Origin of the sequence: Flavobacterium sp. LM4, from assembly GCF_002017935.1 — a bacterium.
Taxonomy (GTDB): domain Bacteria; phylum Bacteroidota; class Bacteroidia; order Flavobacteriales; family Flavobacteriaceae; genus Flavobacterium; species Flavobacterium chungangense.
This window is the reverse complement of the sequence record NZ_MUFW01000001.1, coordinates 15,702-28,627: the sequence shown is the minus strand read 5'-3', so window position 1 is coordinate 28,627 and position 12,926 is coordinate 15,702. Positions and strand designations below refer to the sequence as shown.

Below are 12,926 nucleotides of genomic sequence, written 5' to 3'. Positions count from 1 at the left end.
TTGTACCCCTTTAATCTTTAATAATACGTTTACTAATTTTATTTCCATTAGTTGTTAAAGTCAAAATATAAGCTCCAGATGGAAGATTTTCTAAACTTAAGTTTTCTGTTTGCCTATTCACAGTTTTAGTAACAATCAATTTACCGGACAAATCAAACAGCTCAATTAAAGTGCCTTTTGCCATTTCGTTGTCTAATTCTATTGTCAGGATGTTTTTTACCGGATTTGGATAATAATTAAATGTGAAATCAGAATTAACATCTTCTATTGTTTCCACATTTAGATCTGAATTTATTTTTTTAGCAGTTGTAAAGTTACTTTCGGAATAACCTAAATCAGGATTACTGCCGGAATACGAAAGACCAACATTAGTTCCTTTGTCAATCAAATCGCTTCCCTGAACTAATTTGAAAGGCAAGTTAGTCGGAAGATCACCATTTGACTGTCGGGCTCCGATGGCAAGTGAAGTACTGGTACTTGTAAAATCGGAGGTATTTACAGTGACACTTAGATTCCACGAGTTGTTTTGCTGTGTAGCGTTTGAAATAGAAATTGTTCCGGATAATGAAATATTATTTTTGAAAATATGTTTCTTTCCCGACTGCACCGGATTTCCAAAACCAAAGTTGATGTTGTTTCCGAATCCTGTACAATTATATAGTGTTATGCTTCCGGTATTGTTGTTCTGATCGAATCCTTTTTTGGGATGTCCTATTGCAACACATTTGGTCAGTACATTGTCTGCCGGAACAGAATTTCCACCTACTTTAAAACCATTTCCGTTTCCGGTAAAGCCTCCATAATTCCAAACATCAACTCCGTTTCTGATCGCCCAGCAGTTTTCGAAAGTTACTTTTTGGGTACTGTCAAAACAGTCGTATCCATCATCTGAATTTTCCCAGGCACGGCAGTTGATGAATTTATTTCCGGGTCCCTGTTCTTGTTTTGGGCCAAAACCATCAGCCATGCTTCCCTTCTTTTTGGGATCATAATTTCTGTACGCATCGCAGTTTTTTACCGTTGTATTCGAACCTCCTTTGTTAATTTCCAGACCGGTATTTCGATTGTTGTAAAAAGCACAATTTTCAAAAGTAGTATTAGAACCTGTTACATAAGCACCCTGATAACCTGCTCTGGTAATGGCAATTCCTTTGAAACTCCAATAAGAACCTGTAATGCTAAAACCATACGAATCCTGTACCCATTCCTGATCCGGAAACGAAAAATCTATTACGGCTCTTCCGTTGTTTACACATTCTACCTTAATAGGACTTGAAGAAGTTCCCGATTTTGTAAACGAAATAGTGTTTTTGGCACCCGCAGTATACGCAATGGTATACGTTCCGGCCTGTAATAAAATAACATCTCCGGCAACAGCTTTGCCAACAGCGGTTTTAAAATTCATGGCGTTAGAGAAACTCGAACCCGAATTAGAAGCACTTCCGGTTGGTGTTACATAATAAGTTGCTGCTGAAACTGATCCCGATACTAAAAGGGACAGCATGAAATAGTAGATTTTTTTCATAAGTTTTGTGTTAGTTTGAACAGCACAAGGTACTTATGGTTTTTTATAAAAATATTGAATTAATTCAATGGTTTTGGTGAAATTGAATTTGATTTTGAAAATTATTGAAGAAGATTTTGAATTGGGTTGTGTATAACTTTTGGATTGTCTTGGAAAGAACTTTCCATTAATTTAAAAACACATAGAATTTGTTTTAAAACTATGTGTTTTCCTAAAGATATTTTTGAAATGAACATTATAATTTTATTCCTTTTACTTTTTGGAATAAATTTAATGCGTAAGAGTCAGTCATACCTGCCACATAGTTGGCAATTTTTTGATAGCGAATATAATAATCATCATTTTTAGATTTATACTCATCTGGTAATAAATCATAATATTTACTTGCCTTTTTACTTAAATATGGTTCAGAACAGCTCAGGCAAAAATTTGAAGCTTCAATAAATTCACTTAATAGACCGCCTAAGACGTCATATCCTGCAGCTTCTAATGTTAACACGTCTGAAGAAATATAGATATATTTTTTAACAGTATTTTTGATTCCACTTATTGAAGCTTGTATAGCTACATTATCAATACATTTTATTAAATCTTTATCAAAATCTCCAGAAAGGATTTCCGGATATTTATCTTGAAAAACATCACTACATTTATTAATTAAAACATTTATAGTTAATGCTCTTAAATATGAAAACTTTCTATTTTCGGTGGTCAGCAAGTTATATTTATCTAATTTGAAATTATTATCTAATTCTGCTATAGGCATAAGATCCTTTTCACATTCTACAAATGGTATTTTCTTTATACGAAAACCATCTTCTAAATCAATTATTCTATAGCAAATATCATCAGCAGCTTCTAATAAAAAAGACAAAGGATGTCTGCACCAGGAAAAATCTCCATTTCCTAATTTTAATGGGATCATTCCTGTTTCTTCAGCTACAATTTTAAATTCTTCCAATTCGGTAACAAAAAAACCATATTTTTTTTGACTTACTCTATCATTATTCCACCTATTATCTTTATTCGAATCACCATTTATATATGATAATCTTGGATACTTTGTAAAAGTTGCCAAAGTAGCGCAAGTCAAATTCAAACCAACATCTTCATATTTAGTTAACAAATTAAATCCCAATGCATTTCCTTCATAACATTGTAAATCATTAATTTTTGAATTATAAAATTCATCATCTTTATGAAAATATTCTTCAATATAATCAAATCCTTTATCATTTCTAAAATAATCAGAAATTGAATCTTCTCCCGAGTGCCCAAATGGTGGGTTTCCAATATCATGTGCTAAACAAGCCGCATGAATTATACTTGGTATATGTCCAATCTGATCACTTGTAATATCCTTTTCTTTTAACAAGAAAGTTTCAACTATCCTACCTAAGCTTCTACCTACTGTAGCCACTTCTAAACTATGAGTTAACCTTGTATGTACAAAATCAATTATAGGTAGAGGTATTACTTGGGTTTTATCTTGAAGCCTTCTAAATGGATAAGAATAAATAATCCTGTCAGAATCTCGCTCAAATGGATTTCGCATATCATGGCTTCCACCTTCAGCAGTTTGTTTATTCTTTTTTGCATCCTTAATTCTATTTGGAGATAGTAATTTCTTCCATGTTTCTGAATTATTCATATTATTTTAAATTTATGATGGTTTTTCTTGTTTATTCATTTTCAAATATAATGGATTAAAATCATTTTTATATTTCTTTACTTCAAACATTTAAAAAACGCTCCCTTAAAAAAGAAAGCGTCTTCATTATTATATATTTAAAACCTACTTAATTCCCATTAAAAACCAAATACAAAACCAAAATCGTCAATCCCAAAAAGCCAAACAAAAGTTTCACCTTTTTACTCGCTTTAGGAATATCCCTTTCATCTGAAAAATTAACCTCAGGATTTTTATCGGTTAATGAAATTAGCACTGCCGCAATTAAAAGCACAGCAAAAATGTAAAACGAAATCAATAAAAAGTGTGGCCAAACCGGGTATTTATCTGCCGGAAAAATCCATAGATATAAAACCCCAACAAATAAACTAAAGGCTGAACCCCAGGACAAAGTAGCGTTAACGGCTTTTTTTGTGGTGCGTTTCCAGAAAACACTCAATAAGAAAACAACCGATAATGATGGCGCAAGGAAACCTAAAACAGCCTGAAAGATGTTGAATAAATTCTGCCCTTTGATATTGTCAATCGCAATGGCTATCAGAATGGCGAACAGACAACCTGCTCCAATCGTCAATCTTCCGATTTTAATCTGTTCTTTGATAGAAGCTGTCGGATTCATTTTCTTTACATAAATATCATTCGTAAAAACGGTGCTTAAGGCATTCAATGAGGAACCAATAGTTCCTACCAAAACGGCAATCATAACACAAATTACCAGACCGTTCATTCCGCTTGGGAATAAATTCGTCACCATGGTCATATAAGCCAAATCCGAGTTTTTTTCCAATTCAGGAAACAAAACCGAACACAGGATTCCCGGTAAAATAAACAACGGCAAAGCCATTACTTTGAGCCAGCCAATAAAGTTTACTCCCAATTGTCCCTGCTCCAGATTTTTAGCCCCCAAAACACTCTGCACCATCGATTGGTCGGTACAAAAGAAGGCAACTGCCGCCACAGGATATCCCAATAAAATAGCAGGCCACGGATAATTCGCATCGTCTGCAGGTTGTACTAAATTCCAGAAATTAGAAGGTGTTTTGGCAATCAAAGCTTCGATGCCGCCTACTTTCTGTAACCCTAAATACGATAAGGTTAGTGAAACGACAATCAATAAAATCATTTGAAAAACATTCACTTTGGCAATAGCTTTCAATCCTCCGGCATACGTAAAAATTCCGGAGAAAATCACTAAAACGGTAACACTCTGCCACATCGGAATGCCTAAAATTTGGCGTACCAAAATGCCTCCGCTAAACAATCCCAGTGACAGCCAGCTTACCAAAATTTTCACCATAGCATACCAGGCCAAAATTGTCTGAGTACTGTCGCCATAGCGTTTCCCCATATATTCGGGCATCGTGCTGACTTTACTGGCAATATATCTTGGTGCAAAAACGATCGCCAAAAGCAATAAAAACACAAAAGCATACCATTCGAAATTTCCGGCTACAATTCCGGTTGCATAACCAATACTCGCAAAAGCCAATAACGACGATGGCCCCACATTGGTCCCCCACATATTGAATCCGATATTGTACCAGTTCAGGGAATTTCCCGCCATAAAAAGCGTTTCGTTCTTCTTACTCTGCTTCACGCTCACCACATACCCAATGACCAATAAAATCACCAGATAGGCCGCAACAATCATAAAATCTAAGGCCGTTAACTTATCGTAGATGCTGTTCATAGTCCGTATTCGTTAAGAACATCAGCAATTTTTACTGGCATTCCGGTTTGTAAAGACTGATCCATTGCCTGAAGCAACGCCACTGTTCCGATACCTTCTTCCATATTTGGATAGGCTTCAAAATTCTGCTCGATACTATCCACAAAATATTCCAGATAGTTCTGATATTCTCCACCGTGATGACTTTGACCTTCAAAACGGAAATAGTATTTTATAGTGCTGTCGCCCCAGGTGATTACTTTTTCTTCACCGGTTTTATCTGTAACAGCATAACGCAATTCGTGATAATCGGCCTGACTGGCTCCTTCTGTTGCTCTTAAAATCGTACTCATTCCGCTATCGCGCTGTGCCGGCTGTGTTGGTGAAGTATAGACTCCGCTTACACGCGCAATTCTGCCGTCTGTCGCTTTGAAGATAAAATGCATCGTATCTTCGTTTTTCAAACCTGCAACTGCTCCATTACTGCTGATCATTCCGTAACCCATTACTTCCTGAATGTTTGGGAGATACCAACGAATGAAATCTACCGGATGGCTCAAACCTCCGTATAACCATTTGAAAGACTGTAAAAGCGACCATTCTTTTTTCAAAAACCATCTGTGATCGGCGTGATATTGCGCTTCGATTGTAATTAAATCGCCTATTAATCCGGCTTCATAATCGGCTCTTTGTCTTTTGGCCGGTTCGAAGAATCTTGAACTTTGTCCGATGAAAACCTTTTTACCGGTTGTTTTGCTTAGTTCCAATAGTTCTTTGGCATCCGAAAGATCATCGATAAACGGTTTAGTACACACGACGTGCTTTCCGTGCAGTAAAGCTTGTTTAACGTGGTCTGCGTGTAAATGATCGGGCGTATAAATGGCGATGATGTCGATGGAATCATCTTTTAATAAATCATCATAGTTGGTAGTGTAGGAATGGAAATCAAATTCCTTTGCTCTTTGCTGGCACAATTCCTCATTTCTGTCACATACTTTTACCAGCTCTAATTTTGAGCTCGACAAAGCGGCCGACATGGTACTTCGACCTTCTCCAAGTCCTAAAATGGCTATTTTTAACATTTGTAATATTATTTATTAACGATATTTATTAAATCATTGCGAGGAACGAAGCAATCACATTACGAGAGTAATAAATGTGAGCAACATAGTGAGTTTGCTTCGTTCCTCGCAATGAACTTGCTAATCGAGAAGTGAGTGTTTAAGATCACTACATTCTCTATTTTCTCTTTCTAAATCTTCTTCAAAAATATCCAGGTTTCATTAGGTTTTGCGCCTTCGATTCCAGTTTGGTATTTTTTCATTAAGGTGTTCCAATCGTCTACTCGCGGATTGTTTTCGGTGGTTTTTGGATTCAGTTTATCTAAACTTTCTCCTTTTGGAATACTAATCACCAGGATCAATTGTCTTCCGTTTTTGAAAACCTGCAATTGCTGAAAATCGGCATTACAGAAACCTTTTGCGATTTCAGGCCATTTTTCGAATTGGGTTGTGTGATAATCTACGTACTCCTTTTGCAGTTTTTCGTCCTCTACCAAATTCGCAGTCAAAACGATATTCTCCCATTCAGAAACTACTTTGGCATCTTTACATCTTTGGAAATTCTGAAAATCATAAACCGGGTTCTCGTAAATTTTAATTTCCAGTTTAGGAAAAGCCAGAGCCAGTTTTCGTTTCGTTCTTTCCGGCTGATTCATCAATCCGTAAATAACCAGATGATTTTCCCATTGGTACAATTCTTCGCCAACAATTCGGAAACCTTTTATCGTCGATTTGATTTTTTCGATATCCAGATCTTTTCCGATTACTTCAATCGCTACCGATTTAGGCATTTCCTGTAATCCCCAGGCTTCGTCAACAACAACTTCTTTCGCTAATAGGTCGTTGTATGGCGCACGAATTCCAGCACTTTCTTTGATTTTTGGATCAACAAAAGCATAATTATCCTGCCAGATATTGCCCTTCGGACCATTGTTGTTTTTCAATATTTTCTGAATCGGAATCCAGTTGTTTTTAATCGTAAAGCCCTGACTTCCTTCATCGGTATACAAATACAGCCACAAAAACGGATCGTGTGCATACGGACTGTTGTACACTTTATCAATATAGTTTTCTTCTATGCTGCTTTCAGGCTGTGATGAAAGCGTATAAATTCCGGCTACATCGTGTAAATGTTTGGCGTAATGATGAATTTTATTTCGCTGAATTTTATTGTTTCGCATCACGTTTTCGGTGTGCGTCCAGCCCCAGCCCATCGAAATTCCGCTATACGCCACATCTGAAATTTCGTTGTGTTCAATCGTCAGATTCTTTATAAAACCTGCTGCAATTCCCAAACATCCCCAGTCTTCGTTGGCTACGTTGGTAATTAAATTATCGGTAATCAATTCATCTGAACAAACTACTCTATCATCTTTTACGGTATAAGGTAAATGCGCTTCAAAAGATTCTTCAGAGAAAACACCCAGATTGATTCCGTTTCCGCCAATGTCTTTGAATAAATTTCCTTTCACAATATTATGATTCGTTCCTCTGTGCAAATCCAAACCTGTAGATGACAAATGTTCAAAACTACAAGATTCGAAAAGTGTATTATTAGCATAATTTACCTCAACAGCCGCTCTTGGTCTTCCCACCCAGCCCTGATTTTCTAAACTCGCCTGATTTGGAGTTCCCGGAGTTTTTAATTTATAGGCATCCAATAAATACATTCCCGCCTGCAAAGGCACATGACCCTGTTGTGAGGGATGAAGCCAGTTGCTGTATTGGAATGAAATTCCTTTAAAATTAAAATGATGTACCGGAGTATCTAAAGTACCTTCAATTTTTACCAAATTTTCCAAAACCGGCGCAGTCACTTTAGCAGAAGCCAAATCTTCGCCTTTTCTTGGAATGTAATAGATTTTCGCCTTTTTTCTGTCTAAAAACCATTCTCCCGGTTCGTTCAGCATCGTGATTCCGTTGCTGAGATAGAAAGCCGAATTTCCGTTATTTTTAGAAATCCACGGAGCCGGCCAAGGGTGTTCGCTCTGGATTCGGCTTTCAGGCTGTTCGAATGAAAGTCTCGCGCTGTCTTTTTTGATTTCGATATTTTTGATTCGAAGATTGGCAATCGCCCACCATTGTACGATGAACATTTCCATTCCCGGTTCAAACTTAAGGGATTTATTTTTGAATGGAATCCAGCAGGTTTCTGTTGCTGCATCCCAGGACAAAATTCTGTCCATTTGGTTTCCAGAAGTACTTTTCGCTCTAACGGCTTTTTTTCCGTTTACCCATAATTGTCGGTAATTGATAATTTCACCTGCCTGCTGAGGAGCATTGGCTTCCCAAATTGTTCCGGCTTTTAAGCCGTTTACAGCAAGTGTAGATTTTTTCCAGTTTTTAATTTCGACACCTCCGCTTAATATTGGTTTGGCATTGGCATTCGCTTGAATAGTTGTCGGGCTGTCTACTGTTCCGGAATCTTCAGGTCTTATAAATAAAGGTTCGTTTAAATAATACGTTCCGTTCATGACAATTATACGGATTCCGTCTTTGATGGATGGATCTTTCAGACGGCGTAGTTCTCTGGCTTTTCGCACCGCCATCTGAACTGTTGCCAAAGGATTCGATTTTGTTCCTTCATTAGTATCTTTTCCTTGAGGAGAAACCCAGATTTCAGCAGCATGCAATGAGAATGTGCAAATTGTTATTAAAAAAATAATTAGAACTTTAGTAAAAATATTTAAACGCATTTTTTTCTTTTTTAGGTAAAGCCGCAAAGGTTTTTATTTCTTGACTGTATTAGACTCATAAATAAATGTGTTTTTTACACTTTTACCAAATAATGGGTACAATTTAATAGAACATAAAAATATAAGTGTCCTGCTCCCTCCTGCATTCTTTAAATACGTATAATCAATATGCATTAAATAATAAGTAAAAAAGATTCAAATTTTGCTTTGCGGACAATCAGATTACTATTCCACCTATTAAATATATTGTAAAAATTTTATTAAATTTGTGCAATCGATTACATTATTGTATTTTCGTTTTTTTAGGGAACTTATTCTACTATTTATAAAAAAAGTTTTACTAAGATAGACATATCCTATTATTTTGGTAATTAAAAAAATCAAACTTTAACTAATTCAATACGAATGAAAACTAATCCAACACATTTTTTCCTTATGCTTATGGCGGTTCTAACCATAAGCTGTTCAGGAAATGCGGTAGCCCAAAAGTTAAAATCCAATGGTACCTACGATAACATTGAATTTAAAATGGCAAAGGTCAATGAACCAAAAATTCCAAAAAACACTGTCAACTTAAAAGATTTTGGTGCTGTCAACGGAGGATATGTTTTAAATACAAAAGCTTTTGAAGATGCGATTAATGCGCTTTCAAAAAAAGGGGGCGGAAAACTTATTATTCCTCCGGGAATCTGGTTAACTGGTCCAATCATATTAAAAAGCAAAATCGAATTACATGCACAAACCGGAGCTTTAATCAAATTTTCTCCTGATAAAAGTTTATACCCAATCATTGAAACCAGCTTTGAAGGTTTAAACACCTGGCGTTGTATCTCTCCACTCTACGGAAAAAACCTTGAGGACGTTGCCTTTACAGGAAATGGTGTCTGGGATGGTTCAGGCGAAGTTTGGAGACAAGTTAAAAAAAGTAAACTAACAGAAAGCCAATGGAAAGATTTTGTTTCTTCAGGCGGAGTGCTTAACGAAAGTAAAACGAGCTGGTATCCATCAGAAACATTCATGAAAGCTTCAGTTGGAGCGGATCAGAATGTACGTTTGGATTTAAAAACTAAAGAAGAGTTTGAAGCCATTCATGATTTCCTTCGTCCGGTATTGGTGAGTATTCAAAACAGCAAAAGAGTATTATTTGACGGACCTGTATTTCAAAATTCACCAGCATGGAATATTCATCCTTTAATGATTGAAGATTTGATTGTTCGAAATATAACGGTTCGTAATCCTTGGTTTTCACAAAACGGAGATGGTCTTGACGTTGAATCCTGCAAAAATGTGATTGTTGAAAATTCAAGTTTTGATGTAGGTGATGACGCAATTTGTGTTAAATCAGGAAAAGATAAAGACGGGCGTGACAGAGGTGTGCCTTGTGAAAATATTATCATAAAAAACAATATCGTGTATCATGGTCATGGTGGTGTTACTGTGGGAAGTGAAATGTCGGGCGGAGTAAAAAACATGCACGTTTCAAATTGTACTTTTATGGGAACTGATGTTGGATTGCGTTTTAAAAGTAACCGTGGACGCGGAGGCGTTGTTGAAAATATTTTTATTTCTGATATTTTCATGACCGATATTCCGTCACAAGCGATTTCATTCAACCTTTATTATGGAGGAAAATCCATCGCAGAAACTTTGGAAGAAGGCGGTGATAAAATTGTTAATCAAAAGATGCCTGTCGATGAAAAAACGCCTCAGTTCAAAAACATTTCGATAAAAAATGTAACGATCAAAGGTGCGCAACAGGCAGTATTTTTACAAGGACTACCTGAAATGAACCTTGAAAATATAGAAATCTCTAATTTAATTGCTAAAGCAGAAAAAGGCTTTACCATTGTGGATGCTAACGGAATCAAAATTCACAATGCAAAACTTGATATTGAGAAACCGAATGTAATTGATATTTATAACGGTAAAAACATGTCATTCAAGGATATTGAATTCAACTCTACTTCATCTAACGCCATTACTATTAATGGAGAAGCTACTGAGAATGTAGAATTTGTTCCTTCAGCCAATTCCGATTTTGCCAAAAAAACGGTTATAGGAGAAACTGTTCCAAAATCTGCGGTAAAACTATAGTTAATTAAACCTTTAAGTTTCAGTTGTGTCTAAGTTTAAACTAAGCACAACTGAAGTTCATCAAATTACTATGAAAACATCACAAAGTCTGTCCAAAAATAATAGCTTATTATTTGGAATCCTACTCACCTCTTTTTCATTTCTTTATTCAGTCGCTCAATCTGAAAAAGAGAAAAAGACGACAGTAATCAGTACAAAACCATTTAGCGACAGTATGAATCACTGGTATGGTATTGCTGATAAAAACAATATTGTAAATCCGATTCCGAATCAGCCGAAATATGAAGAATCCGAATACACCAAAATTGCGGATAACATCATCTATTTTCAGCGCGATAATGGCGGATGGCCAAAAAATTATGACATGCGTGCTATTTTGACGCCTGAGCAGATAAATGATATTGTAGGTTCAAGATCTGTTTTACATACCACTTTTGACAACGGCACCACTTATACTCATGTCTATTATCTGGCGCAGGTTTACACTCTGACTAAAATAGAAAAATACAAAACAGCCTGTCTGAAAGGTATCGATTTTATTTTGGAAGCCCAATATCCTAACGGTGGATGGCCGCAATATTATCCACTGGAAAAAGGATATAGCCGTCATATTACTTTTAATGACGGCGCCTATATGGGGATTATGAATTTGCTGGATAAAATAGTACAGAACGATCCTAATTTTAGTTTTATAGATGCTGAAACAAAAAACAAAGTAAATACAGCTTATGAAAAAGGAATTGACTGCATTTTAAAAACACAAATTTCTGACCATGGAAAACTGAGTGCCTGGTGTCAGCAACATGACGAGGTAACATTGCTTCCTGTATGGGCGAGAAAGTTTGAACCGCCAAGTGTGAGTAATGCAGAAAGTGTTGATATTGTCTTATTTTTAATGAAAATTGAAAATCCGAACGAACAAATTATCAGATCGGTACAAAGTGCGGTTAGATGGTTTGAGGATTCTAAAATATACAATACCAGAGTAGAAACTTTTGAAGCTCCGGAATTTGATTCGAAATTCAAGAAAGTTAAAGATGATCGTCGTGTTGTAACCGATTCGACAGCACCGCCAATTTGGACACGCTATTACGAATTAGGAACAGGAAAACCTTTGTTTTGTGACAGAGACAGTGTATACTTGTATTCATTGGCAGAAGTTAGCCGTGAACGCAGAAGCGGTTATGCATGGTATACTTATAACCCTGAAAAAGCATTGAAAAAATATCCGGAGTGGCAGAAAAAATGGACTCCTGAAACTGATGTTTTGAAATAATAAAAGCCCAAACTAAATATAAAAAAAGCGTGAATTGTAGAAATTCACGCTTTTTTTATTAACTGAAATTAATATTTTAGTCATTCAACTTATAAAATGATTTCGCATTTTCAGACCAGATTTTATTCTGATCCTCTATTGAAAGCTGAGACATATAATCTTCTAATGTTTTTACCAGTTCGTTATAGTCGGAAGCTACATTGCAAACCGGCCAGTCGGATCCGAACATTAATTTATCTGCAGAGAAGTTTTCAAAAATTACATCCAGATACGGTTTTAAATCGGATGGTTTCCAATTATTCCAATCAGCTTCCGTCACCATTCCGGAAATTTTGCATTTTACATTTTCGAATTTTGAAATCTCCTCAATTCCTTTTTTCCATGATACAATATCACCCGATTTTATATCCGGTTTTGCAATATGATCAATTACAAAAGGCTGATTAGGAAAAGTTTTAATCAAATCTATGGCAGCCGGCAACTGATGATGAAAAATCAGGATATCATAAGTAAAATTAAATTCTTTTAAAGCCTTGATTCCGTTACGAAAAGCTTCCCCGAACATAAAATCATCCGGTTCTCCCTGCACAACATGCCTGAAGCCTTTGAGTGTTAGATATTTCGAAAAGTGATTTAATCGTTCTGAAATATTTTCGCTTCTCAAATCAACCCAGCCTACAATTCCTTTTATAAAATCATTTTTTGAAGCGAGATCCAATAAAAAATTGGTTTCTTCTTCAGACTGACTGGCCTGAACAGCCACACAGCCTGAAAATTCATTTTGGGAAAGCAACGGCCATAAATCTTCGGGTAAAAAATCCCTTTGAATCTTTTGCATCGAATCGTCAATCCAGCTATCCCTAACCAGATCAAATATCCAAAAATGCTGATGGGAGTCAATTCGGCTCATACTCA

At 36.1% G+C, this 12,926-nt stretch carries 8 protein-coding genes; 2 read left to right on the top strand and 6 right to left on the bottom strand.

Annotated features, from left to right (window positions below):
- Nucleotides 1-10: 10 nt before the first annotated feature.
- The 5 genes from BXU10_RS00115 to BXU10_RS00095 all read right to left on the bottom strand — a co-directional run bounded on the left by BXU10_RS00115 (nucleotide 11) and on the right by BXU10_RS00095 (nucleotide 8,641).
- Complete coding sequence (locus tag BXU10_RS00115) at nucleotides 11-1,525, bottom strand: right-handed parallel beta-helix repeat-containing protein (RefSeq protein WP_189328043.1); 1,515 nt, start codon at nucleotides 1,523-1,525, stop codon at nucleotides 11-13.
- A 235-nt stretch (nucleotides 1,526-1,760) separates the two neighbouring features.
- Complete coding sequence (gene dgt / locus BXU10_RS00110) at nucleotides 1,761-3,176, bottom strand: dGTP triphosphohydrolase (protein ID WP_078225605.1); 1,416 nt, start codon at nucleotides 3,174-3,176, stop codon at nucleotides 1,761-1,763.
- 148 nt (nucleotides 3,177-3,324) lie between these two features.
- Entirely contained in the window at nucleotides 3,325-4,905 is a 1,581-nt protein-coding gene (locus BXU10_RS00105; protein ID WP_078225604.1) for a sodium:solute symporter, read from the bottom strand.
- Nucleotides 4,902-5,966: a Gfo/Idh/MocA family protein gene (locus tag BXU10_RS00100; RefSeq protein WP_078225603.1), complete on the bottom strand. Its 1,065-nt coding sequence runs from the start codon at nucleotides 5,964-5,966 to the stop codon at nucleotides 4,902-4,904. The genes BXU10_RS00105 and BXU10_RS00100 overlap by 4 nt, the downstream gene beginning before the upstream one ends.
- A 170-nt stretch (nucleotides 5,967-6,136) precedes the next feature.
- Nucleotides 6,137-8,641, bottom strand: a complete 2,505-nt coding sequence (locus BXU10_RS00095) for a right-handed parallel beta-helix repeat-containing protein (protein WP_078225602.1) — start codon at nucleotides 8,639-8,641, stop codon at nucleotides 6,137-6,139.
- Nucleotides 8,642-9,046: 405 nt separating this feature from the next.
- Between BXU10_RS00095 and BXU10_RS00090 the strand changes: the two genes are divergently transcribed.
- Both BXU10_RS00090 and pelA read left to right on the top strand, forming a co-directional pair.
- A complete protein-coding gene (locus tag BXU10_RS00090; protein ID WP_078225601.1) occupies nucleotides 9,047-10,735 on the top strand; it encodes a glycoside hydrolase family 28 protein in 1,689 nt (562 codons plus the stop codon).
- Nucleotides 10,736-10,805: 70 nt separating this feature from the next.
- Nucleotides 10,806-12,011 carry a pectate lyase gene (pelA, locus tag BXU10_RS00085; protein ID WP_078225600.1) on the top strand — a complete coding sequence of 402 codons (1,206 nt, stop codon included), beginning with the start codon at nucleotides 10,806-10,808 and terminating at the stop codon, nucleotides 12,009-12,011.
- A gap of 76 nt (nucleotides 12,012-12,087) precedes the next feature.
- Here the strand turns inward: pelA and BXU10_RS00080 are convergent, their stop codons facing one another.
- On the bottom strand, nucleotides 12,088-12,921 hold the full coding sequence (locus BXU10_RS00080) for an amidohydrolase (RefSeq protein WP_078227861.1): 834 nt from the start codon (nucleotides 12,919-12,921) through the stop codon (nucleotides 12,088-12,090).
- Nucleotides 12,922-12,926 lie beyond the last annotated feature (5 nt).

Coding starts and splice junctions, on each gene's coding strand:
- BXU10_RS00115 (WP_189328043.1), bottom strand. CDS start 1,525: ATGAAAAAAATCTACTATTTCATGCTGTCCCTTTTAGTATCGGGATCA.
- dgt (WP_078225605.1), bottom strand. CDS start 3,176: ATGAATAATTCAGAAACATGGAAGAAATTACTATCTCCAAATAGAATT.
- BXU10_RS00105 (WP_078225604.1), bottom strand. CDS start 4,905: ATGAACAGCATCTACGATAAGTTAACGGCCTTAGATTTTATGATTGTT.
- BXU10_RS00100 (WP_078225603.1), bottom strand. CDS start 5,966: ATGTTAAAAATAGCCATTTTAGGACTTGGAGAAGGTCGAAGTACCATG.
- BXU10_RS00095 (WP_078225602.1), bottom strand. CDS start 8,641: ATGCGTTTAAATATTTTTACTAAAGTTCTAATTATTTTTTTAATAACA.
- BXU10_RS00090 (WP_078225601.1), top strand. CDS start 9,047: ATGAAAACTAATCCAACACATTTTTTCCTTATGCTTATGGCGGTTCTA.
- pelA (WP_078225600.1), top strand. CDS start 10,806: ATGAAAACATCACAAAGTCTGTCCAAAAATAATAGCTTATTATTTGGA.
- BXU10_RS00080 (WP_078227861.1), bottom strand. CDS start 12,921: ATGAGCCGAATTGACTCCCATCAGCATTTTTGGATATTTGATCTGGTT.